Raw genomic sequence first — 23,940 nt, forward strand, 5'->3', positions numbered from 1 at the left:
CCTTATGTGCCAAGACAATAAGGGTGATCGCTGGAAAGAATACGAAACGTGCTAGTCCAGTAACCACAGGGTTACCCTTGAGTAATGCCGCAGAATCCATTCAGACCAAGAACCACAACCGCAAATTAACACGGTCGACTTTTATACAAAATCGAACTTAGGCGTTATACAAAATAGTACTTTGGTCGTGATTTCAGCGGGCGCATCAAATAGTGATTATCTATCCGGTCATGAACCTGTGGCGAGAGAACTGGCTCCCATCTGCTGGCGAAGCTGCCCCAGGCATCTATGGGCTGAGGCAAGGAACCTGGGCCTGCTTCGCAGTTCAGCGGGAGCAAGCTCCTCGCCACGATGATTTTGGCTAACAGCATCACGCCCGAATCAGGCTTTTTTGGTCCTGGGCAGGAAAATCGCCAACACCCCAAACAGCGGCAAGAACGAGCACAACCAATACACGTACTCGATGCCACGGATGTCCGCCAAATGCCCCAGCAACGCGGCGCCGATGCCGCCGAAGCCGAACATCAGGCCGAAGAACACCCCGGCGATCATCCCGACATTGCCTGGCACCAGTTCCTGGGCATATACCACGATGGCGGAGAACGCCGAGGCCAGGATGAAGCCGATCACCACGCTGAGGATGCTGGTCCACAGCAGATCAACGTGAGGCAGGATCAGGGTGAACGGCGCCACGCCTAGGATCGAGAACCAGATCACCGCCTTGCGCCCGATCCTGTCACCGATAGGGCCGCCGAAGAACGTGCCCGCCGCCACCGCGCCGAGAAACAGGAACAGGTGCAACTGCGAGGAAGCCACCGACAGGTCGAATTTCTCGATCAGGTAGAAGGTGAAGTAGCTGGTGAAACTGGCCATGTAGAAATACTTGGAAAACACCAACAGCCCCAGCACCACCAGCGCACTGGTCACTCGTCCCTTGGACAGGCCGTGGGTGGCCGCCTGGCCTTGCTTGAGCTTGAACAGGTTCAGGTGATTGGCGTACCAGCGGCTGATGCGGTACAGCACGAACAGCGCAAACAGGGCGAACAACCCGAACCAAGCGACGTTGCCTTGTCCGTAGGGAATGATGATCGCCGCCGCCAGCAGCGGGCCGAAGGCCGAGCCGGCATTGCCGCCGACCTGGAACGTCGATTGCGCCAGCCCGTAGCGACCGCCCGAGGCCAGTCGCGCCACCCGTGACGCTTCCGGGTGGAAGGTCGACGAGCCGATACCGATCAAAGCAGCCGCCACCAGAATCAGGGCAAAACTGCCGACCATGGACATCATCACGATGCCGATCAGCGTGCACACCGTCCCGGCCGGCAGCAACCAGGGCTTGGGGTGTCGGTCAGTGTGATAGCCGACCCAGGGTTGCAGCAGGGATGCCGTCAACTGGAAGGTCAGCGTGATCAGCCCGACCTGGGTAAAGGTCAGGCCATAACTGTCCTTGAGCATCGGATAGATCGAAGGCAACACTGCCTGGATCAAGTCGTTGATCAAATGCGCCAGGGCCACGGCACCAATAATGCGCATGACCAAAGGACTGCTTTGCGATGTGGCAGGTATGGACGGCGCGTCGACCTGGGTATTGCTGATAGCCATTGAAGTTTTCCATGCGACAAAGGGTGCACGCGGGCAGGTGCGCCAATGTGCCATTTTTCAGTGCGCCAAGGCTATCCCCTTAGCTTGCTATCGACCGTGAAAGTTGTCGGAAACCAAGGTGATAGCGCAACGCCATGGTCTGAATCTTGCCTTGTAAACCACCTACAACGCGGCCTCTTACAAAGGGGACCGAGAATGGGAAGTTTCGCTACAGAGCTGGCCTACAGAGCCGATTTGGACAGAACTTTCGAGGCCTTTTAAAAGGGCACCTGTGTCGGCACTTGTGTAGATACGCACAAAAACAGTGCAAAGGTGTTCAGGGGAGTATGGGCATGCAGGCTTTTTTATCACCGGGCATCAGATTGTTGGGACGTTTCGGCTTCGCCCGTAAATTCCAGCTACTGTTCCTGCTTTTCATCCTGCCGCTCATGGGCAGCCTGTGGCTGATCGGCCAAGACTATCGGGACAAACTCAGCCTGGTTTCAGGAGAACGCGCCGGGGTCCGCCAATTGCTGGCCCTGGATAACCTGGACAACCTGCTCACCGCCCAGCGCAACCGTGCCGCACGCTGGCGCGCCACGGAAACCAATCGCCAACCGACCCCCGCGACCATTGCTGCAATGGCAGCGTTCGACGCTGTACAACCGGCGCTCAACCAGGCGGCCATTGACCTGGGCAGCACCTTGCAAGCCGAAGGCGCCCAAGCCGATACACTCGCCCGCTATCAAGCCTTGCAAACCAGCCTCAATGGCCTGGATTCCAAAAGCCTGGGCAGCGTCGGCTGGTGGCCGGATGGCTACGACCGCTTCACCGCCGCACTCAGTGCCCTGCAAGCCTTGCGCGAGCAGATGGTCATGGACAACCGCCTGACGCTCGCCTCTTGGCTGGAGACTTATCTACTGACACAGATTTCGACCCAGCAAACGCCGGACCTGATCGAACGGGTCGGTCGCCTGGCCAGCGTCGGCCAGGCCTCCGTGGTGTCGGGCCAGTTCACCTTGCAGAGTCGCCTGCAACTGCGCGACCTGCGCAGCCGGATCGGCGACGCGCGCGATCAACTGATCAAGACCGGTGCGCTGCTGGAAACACGCCTGCCCAGCGAGCTGCAAGCCTGGGCCGGACAGTTCCGGGGCAGCCTCCAGCATCTGGATGCCGGCCTGAAAGTACTCGATGATGGCGTCTTCGGTGGCTCGATCAGTCTCAAGCCGGAGGACTTCGAGAAACACATGGATGCCCTGCTGGGCGACCTGGCAACCTTGCGTCAGCAGTCGCTGGTGGCACTGGATACCCGACTGGACTACTACCACGGCTCAGCCGTCCGCCAGTTCACCCTGGTGGCGACGGTGCTTGGCTGCCTGTTGCTCGCCGCGCTCTACCTGTTTATCTGCCTGCAAGCGTCGATCCGGCGCAGCGCCAGCGGTATCACCCTGTTGGCCGAAGCCCTGCGTGACGGCAATCTCAGCCTGCAAGTACCGGTGCAGGGGCGCGATGAACTCGCCGCTATCAGCACCGCGCTGAACGTCGCTGTGGTGCAACTGCGCAACAGCCTGCTGGGGGTGGATCACGAAACGCTGCAACTGAGCAATGCCGTACGCACCCTGAATACACACTCCAGCGGCGCCCTGAGCGAAGTCGAGGCCCAGCAGATGCAGATCAGCCAGATTGCCGCCGCCGCGACGCAACTGGCAGCGACCTCCCAAGGTGTCGCGAAAAGTTGTGAGCAAGCCTCCGACAGCGCCCAGCAGACCCGGCGCATCGCCACCGACAGCAGCCGTGACAGCCAGCGCACCACGGCCAGCATCCAGCAGCTCAACCAGCGACTCAACGAGACCGCCGCCGCGCTCGGTCGGGTCAGCGAACAAGGGCAGCAGATTCAACTGGTGGTCGACACCATCCGTGGCGTGGCCGAGCAAACCAACCTGCTGGCCCTCAACGCCGCCATCGAAGCGGCCCGTGCCGGTGAACAAGGCCGTGGTTTCGCGGTGGTGGCCGATGAGGTGCGCAGCCTGTCGCAACGCACCCAGTCCTCCACGCAACAGATTGCCGGCACCGTTGATAGCTTGCGCGCCACCGTCAACGAAGCAGTCAGCCTGATGGAAGCCGCCTGCGGCCAGGCCCAGGCCGATGCGCAATCGGTCACCGGGCTTGGCGAGCGGCTGGGAGAAATCGCCAGCGCCGTGCAAAGCGTCACCGATACCCTGGCGCAAATCGCCACGGCAGTGGACGAACAGGCCAGCACCGCCGACGAGGTCAGCGGCAACATCCAGCAGGTCGACCAAGCGGCAGTGCGCTTGCTCGAAGGCGCCCGCGCCGTGAATCTGGCGGCCGACACCCTGAGCCAGGGAAGCCAGGCATTGAGTGCCAACACGGGAAGATTTCAACTCGGCTGAAAGAGTTTTGTGGTGAGGATTGTTAAGCGGTTGAAAGCGCAGAGAAATATTTCAGATTTACGCTTGACACATCTACGTTACCAGCGAATAATGCGCGCCACTTGGCTACATAGCTCAGTTGGTTAGAGCATAGCATTCATAATGCTGGGGTCCGGGGTTCAAGTCCCTGTGTAGCCACCAAGTACTAAAAACGGCTTATCGAAAGATAAGCCGTTTTTTTATGCCTCGAGAAAAGTAACTGCCCGCCCGGGCCCTTTGATTCACTGTGCTGATTTGCACCGCTCGCCTCGCATCGCTACAGTCGGCCTCTATACCCCTGGCCCACGGATGGAGCGACACGTGCCTACATATCTGAAACCAAACCTGCATCGCCTGTCAGCCATTTCGCTGCTGGCTGTCGCCCTGGCTCTTGTGGCCTGTAAGGCCCCGCCCGCCTCCACCACCACTGCATTACCAGCCCCACCGGAAAATACCTCCGGCTACCGCACCGACTTGCAGACCCGTCATGCCAGCAAACATATGGCTGCCGCGGCCAATCCGTTGGCGGCCGAGGCCGGGCGGGAGATGTTGCGGCGTGGCGGCTCGGCCATCGACGCGGCAATTGCAATGCAGGCGGTGCTGACCCTGGTGGAGCCACAGTCTTCCGGCATCGGCGGCGGCGCGTTCATCGTCCTATGGGATGGCGAGGCGGTGCGCACTTATGACGGCCGCGAAACCGCACCGGCCGGCGCCACCGAGAGACTTTTCCTGCAAGCCGACGGCAAACCCATGCCATTTACTGCCGCACAGATTGGCGGCCGCTCTGTAGGCACGCCCGGCGTATTGCGTGCATTGGAGCTGGCCCACCGCAAGCACGGTCGCCTGAAATGGGCGACGCTGTTCGAACCGGCCATCGCCTTGGCGGAACAAGGCTTCGCCATCTCGCCCCGCCTGCATTCACTGATCGCGAGCGACCCGTCCCTCCCAGGCGCGCCAGACATGGCCACGTATTTCCTGAACGCTGATGGCAGCCCGAAAGCCGTTGGCACGACGCTGAAAAATCCGGCCTTGGCCGGTGTGCTCAAGCGCATCGCCGCTGAGGGCCCTGATGCACTATACAAAGGGCCCGTGGCCGAGGAAATCGTCGCCAAGGTGCAGGGCCACACCAATGCCGGCAGCCTTTCATTGAACGACCTCAAGGGTTATGCCGCTCGGGAGCGTGCACCGTTGTGCACCGATTACAAGCGCTGGCAAGTCTGCGGCATGGCACCTCCCTCTTCGGGCGGGATCGCCGTGGCGCAGATCCTCGGCACCTTGCAGGCCTTGGAACAGCGCGACAGCCGCCTGGCCCTCGCCCCGTTGCTACCGCGCAAGACCGATAAGCCGGCGGGCATCGAACCTGCGCCTGAAGCGGCGCACCTGATCGCCGAAGCAGAACGCCTGGCTTACGCCGACCGCGCCCAATACGTCGCGGACTCGGACTTTGTCCCTGTGCCGGTCAAGGGCTTGGTCGATTCTGGTTATCTGGCCAGCCGCGCCAGCCTGATCGGCCCGCGCAGCATGGGCGTTGCCAAGCCCGGAACGCCACCTGGTATCCAGGTCGCCTACGCGCCGGACCGATCACCGCTGCGCATTTCCACCTCGCAAGTGGTGGCGGTGGATGACCAGGGTGGCGCCGTGTCCATGACCACCACAGTGGAGTCGGCATTTGGCTCGCACCTGATGGTCCAGGGATTCATGCTCAACAATCAGATGACCGATTTCTCGTTCATCCCCGAAGAGAACGGACAGAAAGTCGCCAACCGCGTCGAACCCGGTAAACGCCCCCGTTCGTCCATGGCCCCGACGCTGATCTTCGATCGCAAGACAGGCGAGTTGCTAGCCGCTGTCGGCTCACCAGGGGGCTCACAAATCATCGAGTACGTCGCCAAGTCAGTGATCGGCCTACTCGATTGGAACCTCGACCCGCAAGCCGCCATCAACCTTCCAAACTTCGGCAGCCGCAACGGCCCCACCGAACTGGAACAGGGGCAATTCAGCCCGGCGCTGATCCAGGCGTTGAAGGAAAAAGGTCATGCGGTGAGCGAGATCGATATGAACAGCGGCACCCAGGCCATCGTCCGGGTGCGTGATGCGCAAGGGAAAGCGTCACTGGCTGGTGGCGCGGACCCGCGGCGCGAAGGTCAGGCGCTAGGTGATTGATCGAGTTCACTCTGCGGTTGGTAAACCAGCAGATCGGCGGGCTGGCATTGCAAGTAGTTACAAATGGCTTCGAGGGTCGCCAAGCGTATGCCCTTGACCTTTCCTTGCTTGAGCAGGGAAAGGTTGGCTTCGGTGATGCCTATGGCGGCGGCGAGGTCCTTGGATTTGACCTTGCGCGTCGCCAGCATCACGTCGAGTTGAATCACGATAGGCATGGGTGTCTCAAATGAAAGTTCGGTTTTCTGAATCGACTTCACTGGCCTGGGTCAGGATCCGGGCAATGATCGCGATACAGGCGGCAAGAAACAATGCGACAAAGGACGGGGCGGTGATGCTCAGCGTCAGCAATCGCTGGCCGATTGGTGCGTTGATGGTCATCAATAGGCTGAGAAACGGCTCACATAGGAAATCCAGCAATACCCACAACGCGACCGCACGGCCGACCTTACCTAAATAAGCCGCCGCTTCGCTGGAAAAATATTGGCCCTGGGCATACCGCTTGAACAGCTGCCGCAAGTTGGCCAACCCGGCCGCTAGCGCCAGCAAAGGGATGCTCGACAGCAGGATGCCGCCGAGAGACTGCCAGCCAGTCAAGTTCATCGCCTCTCCAGACAAACTCGACAGTTGCCGGTCGGTCAGGGCGAACCCCAAACCGTATTCTGCCGTAACGTCAGGAAAGAACCAGGCGGCGGCATTGACCGTCATCATCGTAACAATGAAAACAAGCGTGATGGCAGCCATGCGTTGGCTGTACAAGGCGAGGCGATTCGTACGCATGTGGGGCTCCAGCAGAATGAAAGGAGCCCGAAACATAGCCATTACATTATCGCAGGACAATAATTAATGTGTAAAAAACAATAATAGAAGACGCTTAGCTCGACAGCTGATTGGCAAACTGACTCACCGCATCGACCACTTTCTTCGCCCCGTCCTGAATCTCGACGATGACTGTACCCGCCTCGGCAGCCAGGGCCAGGCCTTGTTCGGCCTGGTGTTGGCCGTCGGTCATCAGGGCGACGGCGTTGCGGGCCATGTCCTGGTTCTGGCGAACCACGCCGACAATTTCGTCGGTCGCCTGGCTGGTGCGCGATGCCAGTTGCCGCACTTCGTCGGCCACCACGGCAAAGCCACGGCCCTGTTCGCCGGCGCGAGCGGCTTCGATCGCGGCGTTGAGCGCCAGCAGGTTGGTTTGTTCGGCGATGCCGCTGATGGTCTTGACGATGGTGCCGATTACCAGGGATTGCTCATTCAACGCCTCGATGCCTTGGCCGGCGGTCTGCATGTGCCGGGCGAGATCACGCATCACATCCACCGCCTGGGTCACCACCGTGGTGCCGCGCTGTGCGCTGTTATCGGTTTGCAGGGAGGTGCTGTAGGCAATGTTGGCTGCTTGTGCAACAGCTTTTTCCTGGTTGACCTGATCGGTGATGTTAGTGGCGAACTTGACCACCTTATAGAGCCGATTATTGGCATCGACCACGGGGTTATAGGACGCTTCCAGCCAAACCTCACGGCCATTGCTGTCCAGGCGCTTGAAGCGACCCGCGACGAATTCGCCACTGTTCAGCCGTTTCCAGAACTGCTGGTAGGCCGGGCTGTTGTACTCTTCAGCTTCACAGAATGTGCGGTGGTGCTTGCCCTTGATCTGCGCCAGGCTGTAACCCATGGCCTGGAGGAAGCGGTCATTGGCCGTCAGCACGTGACCGCTCAAGTCGAACTCGATCACTGCCGTTGAACGCACCAACGCGCCGATGAGGTTTTCATGCTCGCGAGAGGCCTCGATGGTGCGGGTCAGGTCATTGGAGTACATCGAAAAGTAGCGGATCCGCCCGTCAGCGTTCCGTACCGGCTGAAGGATTGAGCGTAGCCAGGCTTCCTGGCCATTGCCTCGCAACAGCCGCACGGCACCGGAAAAATGCTCGCCACGGCTGATCGCCGACTTGAAACGAATCTGGAATTCGTTGGTTTTCAAGTAGCCAGGAACAAACTCTTCCAAGGTCCGACCGATCAGGTCCTGGCTCTTGTAGTGCATAGTGTCCAGGAAATTCTGGTTGACCGTTTGTATCCGCCCCTCGGCATCCAGCGTAACGGCCAGCATCTCGCGGTCCAGGCTTTCTTTTACTTGCATGAGGCTGGACAGTTCTTGGCGAAGAGCCGACAGCTCCTGCTTCAAGCGGTTGTTGAACATGGGGCATGCTCCGAAGGCAGGAGAGAAATGTGGCGTGTCTCTTAGCCATCGGCCCGGCGATTTTTTTCTAAAGAGCATGGCGGGCCGAACCTGAAAAATAATCGGCGACATCCTCGAACCCTGATCAACCTGCCATGGTCAGTGGTTTGACCTATTGTTGGCACTGGGCCACCGAAGCCATGCCGCCACGAATACCCATAACCATAAAAACGAGGTAATTGCCGTGACCACCGACATAGAAGATAGCCGTTCCGCTCGCTTCGCCTTGCGCTGCTCCAGTTTCGCCGAGCGCTGGTTCCCCGATTCCTGGGTTTTCGCCGCACTGGCAGTGCTGGTCGTCGCGCTGGCGACGCAATTGATCGGCGCCACGCCCACGGCCGCCGCCATGGCATTCGGCGACGGTTTCTGGAGCCTGATCCCGTTCACCATGCAAATGGCCTTCGTGGTGATCGGCGGATACGTGGTCGCCAGCTCGCCACCGGCCGTCAGGTTGATCGATCGTCTGGCACGCATTCCCAAGAACGGCCGCTCCGCGGTGGCCTGGGTGGCGTTGATTTCCATGGTCGCATCACTGCTCAATTGGGGCCTGTCGCTGGTGTTCGGCGGCTTGCTGGTACGCGCCCTCGCCCGGCGTACCGATCTGAAGATGGACTATCGCGCCGCCGGTGCCGCCGCCTATCTGGGCCTCGGCGCGGTGTGGGCCCTGGGGCTGTCCTCGTCAGCGGCGCAATTGCAGGCCAACCCGGCGAGCCTGCCGCCTTCGATCCTGTCGATCACCGGCGTCATTCCTTTCACCCAGACCATTTTCCTCTGGCAGTCCGGGGTGATGTTACTGGCGCTGATCGTGATCTCGTTGATTGTCGCCTATGCCACCGCCCCTGGGCCGAACAGCGCCCGCGATGCCGCCGCCTGCGGCATCGACCCGAGTTTCAGCATGCCGGCGTTGCAGCCACGCACCCGTCCTGGGGAATGGCTGGAGCACAGCCCGCTGCTGACCATCGCCCTGGTGCTGTTGGCAGCCGGCTGGCTGTTCCATGAGTTTTCGACGAAACCCGCGATCAGCGCCATCTCCGGGCTCAACACGTACAATTTGCTGTTCCTGATGCTCGGTGCATTGTTGCACTGGCGCCCGCGTAGTTTCCTCGACGCCGTCGCCCGGGCGGTGCCGACCACCACCGGCGTCCTGATCCAGTTTCCGCTGTACGGCTCGATCGCCGCCCTGCTGACCACCGTGAAGGGCAGCGACGCCCAGACACTGGCCCACCACATCTCGACCTTTTTCGTACAGATCGCCTCCCACGACACCTACGCGTTGTTGATGGGCGTCTATTCGGCGGTACTGGGCTTCTTCATTCCCTCGGGCGGTGGCAAATGGATTATCGAGGCGCCCTATGTCATGCAGGTGGCCAATGACCTGAACTATCACCTGGGCTGGGCCGTGCAGATCTACAACGCCGCCGAAGCGCTGCCGAACCTCATCAACCCGTTCTACATGCTCCCGTTGCTGGGTGTGCTGGGGCTGAAGGCCAGGGATCTGATCGGGTTTTCCTTCGTACAGTTGCTGGTCCACACGCCGCTGGTGCTGTTGCTGCTGTGGGCGCTGGGGACGACATTGAGTTATTTGCCGCCAGTGATGCCATAAAGCCATAAACAGGGCCGATATTTTCATCGGCCCACTTCTTCTTCGCCTCGGTCTGTTTCAGTATGGAGACACCCTGTTTCAAGGGGTCCACACGCTGAAAAGGATCTGAGCATGTCCAGACTTGCCGTATTTTCACTTGCCGCCCTGGCCTTCAGTGCCGCCGCCAACGCCGCCGACATCGACGTGCAACTTGGCAGCACTGAACGCGTCACCCGCCTCTTCGCTTTCCCCAACAACTGCAACGTCATTTGCTTTCGCAACTGGACCCTGGAACAGACTGTCGAGCATTACCTGACCCAAAGCGTCCAGCGCGACGGCTACAGCGCGGCCAAGGTCAGCGTCAAAAACAAAAAAGGCGTTATTCATGCCCACTTCAGCGGCGTGCCCAAGAGCTACGGCCAACCGCTGACCGCGCTGCTCAATGCTGGGGATTTGGCGTACAACGGGGCCAGCAAGCTCAACAGCGACAAGAAATGGTCCTATAACTGGTATTTGTTCCTGCCGCTGGGCATGGCGTTGGAAAACCGCAAGAGCGTCGAACTGCTGCACTTCCCGCCGGATTACTCCCTGACCCAGGCTCAGGATTATCTGGAATCGGCTACCACTGACCGCTGGGCCACGCTGCTGACCATCAACGGCATTGCCGCTGACCAGACGCCGGCCTACCAGACCATCATCGACATCGCACCTATCGCGGCGCCGTCCAATGCTGGCCAGACGCTGGAGGGGCTCTACGGCTACTTCAACGATTACCAGACCACCATGGTCAAGCAAGTCACCCAGGGCACCAGCGGGACCGCGCTACCGATGGTGGCCTTCGGCGCCCCAGTGCGCAATTGGATCAAGACCCAGTACGGCCAGACCGTGGGCGTGCTCGGCCTGGCGACCATCACGCCGACACCAGGGGTCAAGGTGCCGGTGCTGGGCTCCAACCACCCGAGCTATATCTGGTACGCCGCGGACAAGGAAAACTACGACGGTGACGAAGCCAAGGCGGATGCCGCAGGCCTGAAAGTCATGGGCCAGGACCTCAGCGCTGCGTGCTGGCAAGCGGGCATGGGCAGCAAGCCCGGCACCGATCCGACCACGTTGTTGAACCAGTGCACGCAGACCTGGCAGGTCACGCAGAAGGAGAAAACCTGCGAGCTGTTCTACACCTCGGTTCGCAAGCTGACGCCAGAGGAAGCGACCAAGACATGCGAGACACCCGCGATCAAGTCGCAGCTGCCGCAATTGAAAGTGCCGATGCCGTTACCGGCTGAAGCGGTGTAAACCGACGGGTGCCTCACCGCGCCAGCCGGTGCTGATGCGAGGAGGCACCCATCGATTCGCGGTTTCATTTCAGATGGGAAAAGCCGTCGCCCTGGATAAATGTCATCGCGCCTGGCTACTTGGACTCAGGGCGCGCCGACCGGACGCAGCCGATACTGCGGCGGCAGCTGTTCAAAACCGCTGATCGTGGTGTCCAGGCTTTTCCAGCGTCCGTCCTTGATGCCGTAGATGCAGCCATGGATCGACAGTTTCTGGCCGCGATGCCAGGCATTCTGGACGATGCTGGTATGGCCGACGTTCGCCACCTGCTGGATCACGTTGAGTTCGCACAAGCGATCCACACGTTCCTCTTCGGTCGGCAACTGGCCCAATGCCTCGCGATGCTCGTAGTACAGGTCGCGAATGGAGCGCAACCAGCCGTCGATCAGGCCCAGTTGGCGGTCTTGCATCGAGGCGCGCACACCGCCACAGCCGTAGTGACCGGTGACCAGGATGTGTTTGACCTTGAGCACGTCCACGGCGTACTGGATCACCGAGAGGCAGTTGAGGTCGGTGTGCAGCACCACGTTGGCTACGTTGCGGTGCACAAACAGATCGCCCGGCAGCATACCGACGATCTCGTTGGCCGGCACCCGCGCATCGGAACAACCGATCCACAAGTATTCCGGGGTTTGCTGACGAGCCAGCTTGGCGAAGAAGTCAGGATCCTCCTGCTTGATCGCATCGGCCCAGCGCGCGTTGTTATCAATCAGATCTTGTAATTCGTTCATGCTGTCCAGCCTCGATAGAGAGTGCGCAACTGTGACAGACGACCCTCCGTCCAGGTCACGTCGACAATGCATTGGAATTCCTGGCTGCCCTGCCGGTCGACAACAGTAAGGCCCACAGTATGAGGAATTGCCATGAATGATTCACGACGTCCTTTCGATGCGGCGCAACCGGAACCCATCGACGACAACGAAGACCGCATGGGCTCGATGCACGAACTGGAATTCGACGAGGACCAGCCCAGCGCGAAAATCGGCGACGAGTTGCCGGAAGACGAACGGGAAAAACTGATGCCGGGTGAACGGGTCCGCGAAGCAGGCATGACCGGCGCGTCCACGGATGATCATCAGCCGACCGACGACGACCTGAGCCCCGAAACCCTGATCCGCGACGACGGCGCCCGCGACGCCCACGAAGCCGGCGAGGACGAACAGGCCGACTGGGACCTGAGCGTGGTAGGTGAAAATGATATCGGCGGCGGCGACGGGCTGGATGAGGCGGAAATGGCGGACATCGATCCGCTGGATGGCAAGCGTTGATCGGAGCAGCTCAGGCACTGCTTAGCGGCTGAACGCGAAGGTCACGTACGCCACAGATCCCCTGTGGGAGCGAGCTTGCTCGCGAAGGCGGCGGTACGTTCAACATCGATGCAAGCTGAACCAACGCTTTCGCGAGCAAGCTCGCTCCCACATTGGATCTGCTGTGGATAGGAAGTTGTGTTGCTGGCTCGCAGCCGCCTCAATCAACGAGGGTGCAGGCCATGACCACCGCGTCCTCACGCCCACCGACCGCCGGGTAATAATCCCGGCGCCGGCCGATCTCGTTGAAGCCATAGCGCTCGTACAGCCGGAACGCCGTGCGATTGCTGTCGCGCACTTCCAGGAAGCACTCCCGGGCCTCAGCCTTATAGGCGATGGACATGAGGTGCTCCAGCAGGCACAAGCCCAGGCCACGGCCTTGGTTTTCCGGCTTGACGGTGATGTTGAGCAGGTGGGCTTCATCCAGGATGATCTGCACCACACCGTGGCCCACTTGCTGCTGGCCTTCGAACATCAGCCAGATCTGATACTTGCCCAACCCATCGAGAAATATGCCTCGCGTCCACGGATGGCTGTAGGCCGCGTATTCGATTTTCAGCACAGCGTCGAGGTCCGCCTCGGTCATCGGGCGGAACGATACAGCGTCACTCATTCGATTCTTTCCAGCGCGCCATCAGCCGGCGCATGGCTTGCCAGACCTCAGCCTTGCGCTGTGGCGTTTCCATTAACAGTTCCAGCCCGGGCAACGCCCAGGCCGAGCCCAGGCCTTCGACCTGCAATTCGCGATTGAACGCTTCGGCATCCGCCTCGCCGGCAAACTTCACCGCCGGCAGGCCGATCAGCCAGAGGCATACACACGGCTCATCTTCGAGCCGCGCCGAGACAAAACCCTGGACGAAATCCCGTGCTGCTTCCGGTCCCTGGTCCATGGTCCCGCGGGACAACAGCGGCCAGCGCACCGGTTCGCCAATGATCTGTGGCGCATCGGGCAAGCCGGCGGCGCGGAGCATGTCCTTGAGCAGCAGGTATGCCGGATCGCGGCTCTGGAAGGGTTCGCCCGTGGGCAGCTCGACGAGTAACAGGCAACGCCCCGCCCGCAGCAACTGAAGGGCGAAGCGCGGCGGTGCGACGTAGGGTGCCTTGGCTGGGGCCGGGGTGTCATCGACCGCCTCAACCGGCTTGGCGTTGGTGCGGGTCGAGGCCAGGCTCGGACGCGGTACCTCGATTTTCGGCCGTTCGACGGCAGGTGCCACTGGCTCGGCAACCGTCTTGGCCTCAGGCGCGATCACGACCGGCGCGATGTACTCGGGCTCGGGCGCTTCCAGCAGCTCGGGCCGCGACGGGGCGGCGAACGGCAATTCGGTGCGCGGCAGCCAATTGACCACCTGCATGGCGGTCAGATAGGCGCGGCGACGGGACTCGATAAGCAAGGGTCGGCCACTTGTGGATGACGGAAAGTGGTGGGGATTCTACCGCCCTTCGACGCAGATCGCTTCCCTGTTGCATCAATAGTTGCTCGATCCGAACGACAGTCCGTCTCAGGGGTGAATCGCAACCGGCCCGATGCAGTACAATCGCCGCTTTTAATTGCCAACCCGACGGCCATTGCGATGATCGAACCCAAGCGCGTCTTGCGCGCCCTCGCTGAACACTGGGCATTGCTGGAACCTTTGTGCGAGCACTTCGACCAGGGCACCCTGAGCCTCAACGAATTGCGTTCACAGCTGGCCGCCCAACAACTGGACAGCACGCCCCAGGACATCACCAGCCTGCTGGACGTGTGGATCCGCCTGGACATTCTCGTGCCGGTGGCGAAAAGCCCGAACCGCTTCGAGCTCAACGCCCAGATCCATGATTTCCTCGCCTACCTGCGCCGCGAACACCGCCTGGGCCTGTGCCTGGAAATCGAAGCCTACCTGCGCCACCTCGAGCGCCTGGCCGGCTACATCCAGGACGCTTTCGACGTGCGCGACGGCAACGACCTGGCCCGCCAGCTGCGCCTGCTGGACATGCGCGTGCGCGATGTTCTCAAGAAACTCGCCAACGACGAGCAGGCCTTGGTGGCCGTGGCCGAACGCGCCAAGACCAGCGACCGGCAGATCCCGTTGCGCCAGCGCTACGCCGAAGTACTGGCGACCTGGGACGAATATGTCGAGCCGATGATTCAACTGGTGAACGCCGACGGGGCGTTCGAGCAAGGCGTGCGCAAAGTCGAGAACGTGCTGTTGCGCATGCTCACCGAACAGCAGCGCCTCGGCCACCTGGTGGACGACGACATGCTGCTGCGCACCCACGCGCGCATCCTTGAAATGCAGACCAGCGCCCAGTTGACGCTGCGTCACGCCCGGGAACTGCTGCTGCCATTGCGTGAAGAGGCTCGCCGCCATAACGCCGTGACCCGTGGCGCCGCGTTGGCCCTGTCTGCCATTCGCCGCAAAGGCATCGATGCCGTGCCGCAAGCCGCCATGCCGCTGTTCACCCGGCCGCAAAGTACCTTCCTGGGCAGTGCGAGCCAGGTCGAAGCTTATGTCTATGCCTTGGCTCGTTTCGAACCGAAACCGGCACGCTTCCCCAAGTCCCACAAGACCCACAAGGGCGGCGAGGCACCGCGTGCGCCACGCACCGTGCGCGAGATGGTCGAGCGCTGCGAAGACGCCTTGCCGATGCCGGACCTGATGACCTGGCTGCTGGAGCAGGAGCCGGACGGCGCCACCGACGAATTGCTGTATTGGTTCTCGCGCCTGTCGCGGGAAAAACGTTTCAAGCGCGAGCGTCTGGAACGCCGCGATTACCACACTCACGAGCATCAGGTCAGCCTGCGCTCCTTCGCCCTGCTCTCGGCCCGCGACACCGCCGCCGAGGATTCTGCGAGCATTCCCCATGCATCTTGATCTATCCGAACTGTCCCAGCTGGCGCCGATCTTTCGCGAGCTGTTCAAGGGCTACCACGTCAGCCGCCGCGACCCGGAGCTGTACGCGCAACTGTCCAACTTCCAGGACCAGTACCGCACGCTGTTCAAGGCCCTGGGCTTCGAACTGGTGTGCGACACCCGTGGCTTCTATTACTTCGTGCCGGACCTGGCCGCCGCGGCAGTGAACAAGACCGCCCAGCGCCTGGCCCTGTTCACCTTCATCCTGGTCGAACATCTGGCCGACCAGGGCCGCGACCCGATCGCCGTGCTCGACGGCGGCAGCCTGGGCCGCGATGAATTGCCTTCGCTGCTGGAGAAGTACCGCGACCTGTTCATCCAGGCCGAAGTGCAGACCCAGGAAGAGCTGGAAGAAAAAATCATGCGCCGCATGACCCAACTGGGCTTTGCCGGCGAAGAAAACGGCATCTACCGCTTCCTGCCACCGATGCACCGTTTCCTCGATGTCTGCCTGTCGGTCCAGCAGGATCGCGACCTGGCGGCCAGCCTGCACAGCGTGCTGCCATTGCCCGCGCCGGTATTGATCGACGAGGACAGCGACGAAAAACTGCTACAGACCGACGATCCGCTCGACCTGAGCCCCTTTGACGGCGAAGAAAGCGAAGACGACGCACTGGCCCGCGCCATTGCCGAAGAACAGGAGACCGACGCATGAGCAAGGAACGCTACGGCATCCGCCGCTTTGCCCTTTTGAACACCGCCGGCTACAGCCTCGGCCTGTTCCCGCTGGAAGAACCGTTGTCGGTGTACGGCGCGAACAACCTCGGCAAATCCGCTTCGATCAACGCCCTGCAGTTCCCGATCCTGGCGCGCATGTCGGACATGAGCTTCGGCAAGTACAGCCTGGAGCAGTCCCGGCGTTTCTACTTTGCCTCGGACACCAGCTACATCCTGGTGGAAGTCGCCCTGCCCCACGGCCCGCACGTGATCGGCGTGGTCGGTCGCGGCCCTGGCGGCGGTTTCGGTCATCAGTTTTTTGCCTACGCCGGCAAGCTGGACCTGGCTCACTACCAGAAAGACGACACCTGCCTGCGTCAGAAAGAGCTGTTCACCAACCTGGAGCGCGAAGGCCTCAAGGCCTACGAACTCAAACCGGATGAACTGCGGCGCCTGCTGGTGGGTGGGCACACATCGATCCCACTGGACCTGACGCTGATCCCGCTGCGTTCCACCAGCGAGCAAAGCCTAAAGACCTTCCGCGCGCTGTTCATCAACCTGCTGCACATGCGCGAAATCACTGCGGCCAAGCTCAAGCAACTGTTCCTCGACGCGTTCGAACACAGCCTGCGTTCCGGTAGCGTGGATTACATCGCCGCGTGCGAAGAAGCCTTCCGCGATGTACGACGCATGGAGCAGGACTACAACTCCCTGGTAGCGGCCGGCCCGTTGGTCGAAGCCCTGGCCAATGGCGTGAAGCAGCGCGACATTTTGCGCGGCAAACTGCATCGCCTCTCGCCCTTGCTCGACTCGTTGCTGGGCACTTGGTCGGACTATGCCAGCGCGCGCAAGGAAGAGCTGACGATCCAGGCCGAACATTACCGCAACGAACAGGATTCGCTGCAGAACGACCAACGCGGCGGCACTCAGGAGCTGATGCGCTTGGAGCGGGAGATCAGCGGCATCCAGCGCTGGATCGGCGAATTGTCGGTGCTCAAGAACCGCTTCGCCCTGGTGGATGACGTCAAGGTCTTGGAGCAGCAGTTGCTCGCCGCCAAGGACGCCCACGATGAACTGGCCGGCGCCCTGGCCCAGTCGCGGCAGTTCAGCGCCGAAGATTTGGAAGAGCGCCTGCGGGATCTGGAAAAACGCCTGAAATCGGTCAAGCAGCAACTCGATCACGCCGACAACAACAGCTACGCCCGCCTGCGGGAAGAGTTCTCGCAGCAGGACGTCGAGCGCCTGATGCGCCTGTTCAACAGTGCCCTTTTCAGCCTGCCGCTGGGCGAACACGGCATCGCGCTGGACGAGAACGGCGAGTGGGTCAAATCCATGGAAGTGATCCTCGACGGCTTCAAGGGTGAACGTTTCGAAGTGCCGGGCCTGTCCATCGACCTGTCCCACATCGAACCGCCAGCCCTGCAAGCCCTGGCCGACCGCGCGGCGTTGCGTGACCAGAAAGAACGCCTGGAAAAAGAACTCAAGCAGCTCAAGACCCAACAAGCCGTGGCGGCCGACCGTGCAGCGAGCAAGACCCAGACCGAAGCGTTGTATCAACAGGTCCTGGACGCGCAAAAAGCCCTGGAAGATTTCCGCCGGACCCAGACCCTGAGCGCCGAAGAAGGCGAGAAGCTTGAACAGCTGGCGCAGATGGAAGCGGCCCAGGACGAACTCAAGCGTTCCAGCGACGCCTTCACCGAGCGCGTCCAGCAGTTGTCCGCCAAGTTGCAACTGGTGGGCCGGCAGATCGCCGACATGGAAGCCAAGCAGCGCACCCTCGACGACGCCCTGCGCCGCCGTCAATTGCTGCCGGCGGACCTGCCGTTCGGCACGCCGTTCATGGACCCGGTCGACGACTCCATGGACAACCTGCTGCCGCTGCTCAACGACTATCAGGACAGCTGGCAAGGTCTGTTGCGGGTCGACGGCCAGATCGAAGCGCTGTATGCCCAAGTACGTCTCAAGGGCGTGGCCAAGTTCGACAGCGAAGACGACATAGAGCGGCGCCTGCAATTGCTGATCAACGCCTATGCCCACCGCACCGACGAGGCCCTGACCCTGGGCAAGGCGCGCCGTGCGGCCGTGACCGATATCGCCCGTACCCTGCGCAACATCCGCAGCGACTACGACAGCCTCGAACACCAACTGGCGCTGTTCAACCGCGAGATCAACAAGCGCCAGGTGTCCAACCTGCAGAGCTTCCGGATCGTGCTGGCGCCGAACAAGGAAGCGCTCAAGCACATCGACCAGATCATCCACAGCGCCGGCCAGTACGAGGAAGGCGAGACCCTGTCAGTGTTCGACCTCAGCCAGAGCGCCGAGCAGGACAACAAGAACGAAGAGGCCAAGGAATACCTCGCGCGCCTGGTGGCCGCTAACCACAACCAACTCGGGCTCAAGGACCTGTTCGAGCTGGCGTTCGAGATCACCAAGGTCAACGGCCAGCCGGTGATCCACACCGACATCGACGGCGCGGCATCCAACGGCACCACCATGACTATCAAGGCGTTGACCAACATGTACTTGTTGCTGCACTTGATGGACCGTGAACAAGCTGGTCGCGTGCGCCTGCCGTACTACTTGGACGAAGCGGCGGACATCGACGAGAAGAACCAGGCCGCGCTGCTGGAAACCAGCCTGCAGTTGGGCTTCGTGCCGATCCTGGCCAGCGTTAAGCCGCAAGTGTGCGCCAGTGTCGCCATCGACCTGGAGGGCGGCAGCGGCCCGAACGGTATCTACATCGACGAAGCAGACTGGAAATACATCCGTCGCCACGATGCCGTGAAGGCCACGGTGAATGTACAGGCCGATGAGCCGGAGCTGGATCCGGTGTGATGTGATTATCCGGATATGAAAAAGGCCGCGATCCATTGGATCGCGGCCTTTTTCATATCGCGAGCAAACTCGCTCACGCAGGGGGGGTGCGGTGTTTACGGCATCGAGATCCACCGCCCCTCCAATGGGGGCGAGCTTGCTCGCGATGGCGTCAACACAGACAACGCCGAGCTTGTTATTTGCCGAGACTGATCTTCGGCGCCCAGGTCAGCCATTCATCTTCAAACTTATCGAACAGCGGGAAGGTCTGCTCCGGTCGCGCCGGGTTACCCATCTTCTCGCCGTCCGGTGTCGCGAACGCAATGCCGCCCTGTATCAATGTCTCCAGCGACTCGGTCCGCACTGTCGCGCCCTTGAACAAACCGAAGTCCAGGCCAAAGCCGCTGCTGTTCCAAAACCGCGTGCCGCTACGGACCAATGGCGCATATTTGGGTTCGATCAGGATATGGATCAGCACGCGATCCGCCGTCTGGCCCAATTCATAACCGGTGACTTTGCCCACCGTGATCTCGCGATAGGTCACCGGCACGCCGGTTTTCAACGAACCGCGACGGGCCGCACTCAACACCAGGCTCAGACCGGCTTCAGGTACGACGCTTTCCGGTGGATTGGCCAGCGCGACGAAGCTTTTTTGCGGCCCAACGCTTTTTGCCGAAGGCTGCACCTCAATGTATTGGCCTGTCACCAGCGTTTCCAGGTTGGACGTCTTCATCAAGCCCAACTCAGGCTTGACCACCCAAAACTGCGTACCGGTCCGGGCGATACGCTCCGGCACTTCGGTGATCCGCGCGGTGAGCAGCACCGATTGCATATCGGCACTGAGATCCACATTCTCGATCTTGCCCACGTCCAGCCCCTTGAAACGAATCGGCGTACCGATGCGCAGGCCGTCGGCACGGTCAACCTTGATCGTTACCTCGGTGCCCCGCTGTTGCGCGGCTTCATGGTCTGCAAACAGCCGGAACCGTGGGATGCGTCTTTTGAGCGGCACATTGGGTTCCGGTGTCTCGAAGGAAATCCCCCCGGCCATCAGGCTTTGCAGGGACTCACTCTTGACCTGTATCCCGCCCGTCAAACCGCCGGTGAGGGTAATGCCGCTGGCGTTCCAGAACCGTGTTGAGCCGTTGACCAGCCCTTCGTATTCCTTCTCGATGTGCACACCAATGATCAACTGCTTTTTCTTGCGGGAGAATTGATAGCTCTGTACCGATCCGACCTTCACCTGCTTGTAGAGGATCGGGCTGCCGACCTCCAGCGATCCGAGGTTTTCGGTGAGCAACACCAAGTGCAGTCCCGGTGAACGCAAGTCCAGCGGTGGCGCTTTCGCCCGGGCTTCGAATTCGCGCTGCGGCGCGCCGCCCTTGTCACCCGGTCGCACAGCAATGTAGTTACCCTTGACCAACGCTTCCAGGCCGGTAATCCCTGCCAGGGAGATCGATGGCTTGACGACCCAGAACTGAGTGCCAGTCACCAGGTAGTCTTCGGCCAACGGGTCCAGCGTCAACTCGGCGGTGGCGCTGGACAGGTCCGGATCGACTTTGAGGGTCTTCAGGCTGCCGACCTCGATGCCTTTGTACATCACCGGCGTGCGGCCAGCCTGCAAGCCCTCGAAATCGCTGAGCTTGACCTTCACCCGGATACCCGCTGCGGCGGCATCAAAATCTTCGTAGAGGCGAAACGGCAGGCTCGGATCCGTGGGCGGACTGTCCTTGCGGTTCTCAGGCGTAGCGAAGGCGATCCCCCCGGCGACGATGCTGGCCAGGCTTTCACTGCGTACCTTGACGCCCGACAGGTTGGCATCGATGCTGATGCCGCTGGCGTTCCAGAAACGCGTGTGCTTGCGCACCAGGCTGGCATAAGTTGGTTCGATGAAAACCTTGATCTCAACTTTGCTCTGGTCTTCGGACAGCAAATAACTCTTTACTTGGCCGACCTGGATTTGTTTGTAGAACACCGGGCTGCCACGATTCAACGAGCCCAACCGGTCAGCCTTGATGGTCAGGTGCAAACCCGGTTTGGTGTCGGACAATGGAGGCTCTTCGACCAACGCCTTGAATTTACGTGTCGACTCTCCTTCACCAGGGCTGATGGCGACGTAGTTACCTGATACCAAGGTTTCCAGACCAGTAATCCCGGCCAGGGTCACGCTCGGCTTGACCAGCCAGAAACGTGTTCCGGTCTTCAGGTACTGCTCGACGTCCTTGTTCATCTCGATGGTCACGATCACGCCTTTCGAGCTGCCTTCGTCATCGAGGGTCAGGGTCTTCACTTTGCCGACTGACATGCCTTTGTAGACGACTTCAGTCTTGTTGACCTGAATGCCTTCGCCACTCTCAAAGCGCACATTGATCTCGATGCCGGTGTCGTTATAGGCGCGCCAGCCGAGCCAGCCGCCGATGATCAATGCGATCAGCGGCAAGATCCAGATGGCCGACCAGTTCGAAGCCGGTCGGGTTTTAGCGGTAGGCAAATCAGTCATGGTCGTCATCCGACTCCGTGTTATCCCAAATCAGTCGGGGATCGAAAGTTACTGCGGCAATCATTGTCAAAATCACTACGCTGGCAAAGGCAATCGCGCCGAGACCGGCTTCGACACTGGCGAGCCGGCCAAAATTCACGACGGCCACCAGAATGGCGATCACGAAAATATCCAGCATCGACCAGCGGCCGATGAACTCGATGAAGCGGTACATCAGGATGCGTTGCCGGGCCGACATGGGCTGGTGCCGCTGCACGGAAAACAGCAACAAGGCGATACCGACCAATTTAAAGGTGGGGACCACGATACTGGCGATGAATACCACGGCGGCGATAGGAATCATGCCGTGATGCACCAGCTCGATGACGCCGGCCATGATAGTGCTCGGGGCTCCTTGGCCCAGCGAGTTGATCGTCATGATCGGCAACAAATTGGCCGGGATATAAAGGATCGCGGCAGTGAGCAATAAGGCCCAGGTCCGCATCAGGCTGTTTGGGCGACGGGGATGAACCCGTGCGCCGCAACGAGTACAGGTCTGGTTGTCGGCCTCGGCATCCTGCCGATTCAATTCATGGCATTCAGTACAGATCAGTATCCCTGCATCAATCGCCCGCATGGGCATCTTCTCCTGATAACGCTTGCCAGATCTGATGCGGTGACATCACCACCTCCAGCCAGACCTGGACCAGCAACAGACTGATGAAACACACCAGGCCAAGGCCTACGGTAATAGCTGCCATGTCTGCCAGCTTGACGATGGCCACCAGTACGCCCATGAGGTAGACCTCAAGCATGCCCCAGTCGCGTAAGTGGTGATAAATGCGATACAGCAACAACCCGTAGCCACGACCAACATTCAAGCGGATGGTCAGCAGCACAACCAACTGGCAAAGCAACTTGAGCAGCGGAATACCCATGCTGCACAGGAACACCACCATCGATACGCCTTGCATGCCCGTGTCGAACAGGCCGACCACGCCACTCCAAACGGTATCCTGCGCAGACTGCCCGAGCAGATTGAGTTGCATGATGGGTAAAAAGTTGGCCGGCACATATAACAGCAACGCGGCGATCACCAAGGCAAGACTGCGTTCGACCACATTGTGTCGGTGAGCATAAAGTTCATATCCACAACGGGGGCACTCGGCTTTTTCGCCATGGGCCAATTGCGGTTTTTTCATCAAGAGGTCGCATTCATGGCACGCTACCAGATCCTCCAGGGGTAGCTCTGACAACCTCTCAGTGTCTGACGGATCGGGCATAAAGAGCTCTGGCTCAGCTAAGGTGGGGCTATTCTAGTGCTCAGGCTCGAAAATAACTGTGCAAATTTATTCCGAGCTTTCCAAGACTTTTATTACGTGCAAAACAAAACCCCTACCTGCGTCAGCAGATAGGGGTTTCGGAATTTAATCTTGACGATGACCTACTCTCACATGGGGAAACCCCACACTACCATCGGCGATGCATCGTTTCACTGCTGAGTTCGGGATGGGATCAGGTGGTTCCAATGCTCTATGGTCGTCAAGAAATTCGGTAGCCAGCGCGTGCCTTGCGGTCACGTTCCAGCGAATGGGTATGTGATAGGTTTCGGTGTTTTGTGACGTTCGAACTTTCGGTTCGTTTCGTCTTCACACACCGCAATCTGGTGCTCGTTCGCTTTTCAGCTCGAAGCAAGCAAATTGCTTGGGTGTTATATGGTCAAGCCTCACGGGCAATTAGTACAGGTTAGCTCAACGCCTCACAGCGCTTACACACCCTGCCTATCAACGTCGTAGTCTTCGACGGCCCTTCAGGGGACTCAAGGTCCCAGTGAGATCTCATCTTGAGGCAAGTTTCCCGCTTAGATGCTTTCAGCGGTTATCTTTCCCGAACATAGCTACCCGGCAATGCCACTGGCGTGACAACCGGAACACCAGAGGTTCGTCCACTCCGGTCCTCTCGTACTAGGAGCAGCCCCTCTCAAATCTCAAACGTCCACGGCAGATAGGGACCGAACTGTCTCACGACGTTCTAAACCCAGCTCGCGTACCACTTTAAATGGCGAACAGCCATACCCTTGGGACCGGCTTCAGCCCCAGGATGTGATGAGCCGACATCGAGGTGCCAAACACCGCCGTCGATATGAACTCTTGGGCGGTATCAGCCTGTTATCCCCGGAGTACCTTTTATCCGTTGAGCGATGGCCCTTCCATACAGAACCACCGGATCACTAAGACCTACTTTCGTACCTGCTCGACGTGTCTGTCTCGCAGTCAAGCGCGCTTTTGCCTTTATACTCTACGACCGATTTCCGACCGGTCTGAGCGCACCTTCGTACTCCTCCGTTACTCTTTAGGAGGAGACCGCCCCAGTCAAACTACCCACCATACACTGTCCTCGATCCGGATAACGGACCTGAGTTAGAACCTCAAAGTTGCCAGGGTGGTATTTCAAGGATGGCTCCACGCGAACTGKCTTTTT

18 protein-coding genes, 1 tRNA gene, 2 rRNA genes and 1 pseudogene are annotated in these 23,940 nt (G+C 60.2%); 9 read left to right on the forward strand and 13 right to left on the reverse strand.

Annotated elements, in window-relative coordinates; genetic code table 11:
- Positions 1-381: 381 nt before the first annotated feature.
- Positions 382-1,599 (reverse strand): MFS transporter, encoded by a 1,218-nt coding sequence (locus tag AD663_RS22685; RefSeq protein WP_003185389.1) that lies wholly within the window; start codon positions 1,597-1,599, stop codon positions 382-384.
- Between the two features lie 332 nt (positions 1,600-1,931).
- Between AD663_RS22685 and AD663_RS22690 the strand changes: the two genes are divergently transcribed.
- The 3 genes from AD663_RS22690 to ggt all read left to right on the forward strand — a co-directional run bounded on the left by AD663_RS22690 (position 1,932) and on the right by ggt (position 6,170).
- Positions 1,932-3,989: a methyl-accepting chemotaxis protein gene (locus AD663_RS22690; RefSeq protein WP_053214585.1), complete on the forward strand. Its 2,058-nt coding sequence runs from the start codon at positions 1,932-1,934 to the stop codon at positions 3,987-3,989.
- A gap of 103 nt (positions 3,990-4,092) precedes the next feature.
- Positions 4,093-4,169: transfer RNA gene (locus tag AD663_RS22695), tRNA-Met, on the forward strand.
- 147 nt (positions 4,170-4,316) lie between these two features.
- Entirely contained in the window at positions 4,317-6,170 is a 1,854-nt protein-coding gene (ggt, locus tag AD663_RS22700; RefSeq protein WP_053214575.1) for a gamma-glutamyltransferase, read from the forward strand.
- Here ggt and AD663_RS22705 read toward each other — a convergent pair.
- From AD663_RS22705 to AD663_RS29700, 4 genes and pseudogenes are all read right to left on the reverse strand, one after another.
- Entirely contained in the window at positions 6,152-6,385 is a 234-nt protein-coding gene (locus AD663_RS22705; RefSeq protein WP_053214576.1) for a helix-turn-helix transcriptional regulator, read from the reverse strand. The two genes, ggt and AD663_RS22705, sit on opposite strands and share 19 nt — an antisense overlap.
- A gap of 7 nt (positions 6,386-6,392) precedes the next feature.
- Entirely contained in the window at positions 6,393-6,947 is a 555-nt protein-coding gene (locus tag AD663_RS22710) for a DUF2975 domain-containing protein (RefSeq protein WP_053214577.1), read from the reverse strand.
- A gap of 94 nt (positions 6,948-7,041) precedes the next feature.
- Positions 7,042-7,473 (reverse strand): methyl-accepting chemotaxis protein, encoded by a 432-nt coding sequence (locus tag AD663_RS29695; RefSeq protein WP_371261232.1) that lies wholly within the window; start codon positions 7,471-7,473, stop codon positions 7,042-7,044.
- Between the two features lie 108 nt (positions 7,474-7,581).
- Positions 7,582-8,469: pseudogene (locus tag AD663_RS29700) on the reverse strand (PAS domain-containing protein); the annotation flags it as partial.
- A 112-nt stretch (positions 8,470-8,581) separates the two neighbouring features.
- On the opposite strand from AD663_RS29700, the gene AD663_RS22720 reads away from it, so the two are divergent.
- Entirely contained in the window at positions 8,582-10,000 is a 1,419-nt protein-coding gene (locus AD663_RS22720) for a short-chain fatty acid transporter (protein WP_053214579.1), read from the forward strand.
- A 111-nt stretch (positions 10,001-10,111) separates the two neighbouring features.
- Positions 10,112-11,272, forward strand: coding sequence for a hypothetical protein (locus AD663_RS22725; protein WP_003185431.1), 1,161 nt, complete (start codon positions 10,112-10,114; stop codon positions 11,270-11,272).
- 125 nt (positions 11,273-11,397) lie between these two features.
- On the opposite strand, the gene can is transcribed toward AD663_RS22725, so the two are convergent.
- Positions 11,398-12,042 (reverse strand): carbonate dehydratase, encoded by a 645-nt coding sequence (gene can / locus AD663_RS22730; RefSeq protein ID WP_003185433.1) that lies wholly within the window; start codon positions 12,040-12,042, stop codon positions 11,398-11,400.
- A gap of 132 nt (positions 12,043-12,174) precedes the next feature.
- Here can and AD663_RS22735 point away from each other — a divergent pair, with 132 nt between their 5' ends.
- Positions 12,175-12,579 carry a hypothetical protein gene (locus AD663_RS22735; RefSeq protein WP_003185434.1) on the forward strand — a complete coding sequence of 135 codons (405 nt, stop codon included), beginning with the start codon at positions 12,175-12,177 and terminating at the stop codon, positions 12,577-12,579.
- Between the two features lie 199 nt (positions 12,580-12,778).
- Here AD663_RS22735 and rimI read toward each other — a convergent pair whose 3' ends face one another.
- A complete protein-coding gene (gene rimI, locus AD663_RS22740) occupies positions 12,779-13,231 on the reverse strand; it encodes a ribosomal protein S18-alanine N-acetyltransferase (RefSeq protein ID WP_053214580.1) in 453 nt (150 codons plus the stop codon).
- Positions 13,224-14,009 (reverse strand): energy transducer TonB, encoded by a 786-nt coding sequence (locus AD663_RS22745; protein ID WP_172680629.1) that lies wholly within the window; start codon positions 14,007-14,009, stop codon positions 13,224-13,226. Before AD663_RS22745 ends, rimI begins: the two co-directional genes overlap by 8 nt.
- A 180-nt stretch (positions 14,010-14,189) precedes the next feature.
- Between AD663_RS22745 and mksB the strand changes: the two genes are divergently transcribed.
- The 3 genes from mksB to mksF are packed head-to-tail and all read left to right on the forward strand — an operon-like array spanning position 14,190 to position 19,001.
- Complete coding sequence (gene mksB / locus AD663_RS22750; protein WP_033046284.1) at positions 14,190-15,470, forward strand: Mks condensin complex protein MksB; 1,281 nt, start codon at positions 14,190-14,192, stop codon at positions 15,468-15,470.
- Positions 15,460-16,164 carry an Mks condensin complex protein MksE gene (mksE, locus tag AD663_RS22755; protein ID WP_003185441.1) on the forward strand — a complete coding sequence of 235 codons (705 nt, stop codon included), beginning with the start codon at positions 15,460-15,462 and terminating at the stop codon, positions 16,162-16,164. The genes mksB and mksE overlap by 11 nt, the downstream gene beginning before the upstream one ends.
- Positions 16,161-19,001, forward strand: a complete 2,841-nt coding sequence (gene mksF, locus AD663_RS22760) for an Mks condensin complex protein MksF (protein ID WP_053214582.1) — start codon at positions 16,161-16,163, stop codon at positions 18,999-19,001. The genes mksE and mksF overlap by 4 nt, the downstream gene beginning before the upstream one ends.
- A gap of 175 nt (positions 19,002-19,176) precedes the next feature.
- Here the strand turns inward: mksF and AD663_RS22765 are convergent, their stop codons facing one another.
- The 5 genes from AD663_RS22765 to AD663_RS29195 all read right to left on the reverse strand — a co-directional run.
- The gene (locus AD663_RS22765) at positions 19,177-21,480 is read right to left on the reverse strand and encodes a PqiB family protein (protein WP_053214586.1); all 2,304 of its coding nucleotides are present in this window, start codon (positions 21,478-21,480) and stop codon (positions 19,177-19,179) included.
- Positions 21,473-22,096 (reverse strand): paraquat-inducible protein A, encoded by a 624-nt coding sequence (locus AD663_RS22770; protein ID WP_033046286.1) that lies wholly within the window; start codon positions 22,094-22,096, stop codon positions 21,473-21,475. Before AD663_RS22770 ends, AD663_RS22765 begins: the two co-directional genes overlap by 8 nt.
- Positions 22,083-22,742: a paraquat-inducible protein A gene (locus tag AD663_RS22775; protein WP_053214583.1), complete on the reverse strand. Its 660-nt coding sequence runs from the start codon at positions 22,740-22,742 to the stop codon at positions 22,083-22,085. Before AD663_RS22775 ends, AD663_RS22770 begins: the two co-directional genes overlap by 14 nt.
- 148 nt (positions 22,743-22,890) lie before the next feature.
- Positions 22,891-23,006, reverse strand: a 5S ribosomal RNA gene (gene rrf, locus AD663_RS22780).
- A gap of 168 nt (positions 23,007-23,174) precedes the next feature.
- Positions 23,175-23,940: ribosomal RNA gene (locus tag AD663_RS29195) — 23S ribosomal RNA — on the reverse strand; the annotation flags it as partial.

It is taken from the genome of Pseudomonas sp. Q12-87, from assembly GCF_001269755.1.
Taxonomy (GTDB): domain Bacteria; phylum Pseudomonadota; class Gammaproteobacteria; order Pseudomonadales; family Pseudomonadaceae; genus Aquipseudomonas; species Aquipseudomonas fluorescens_S.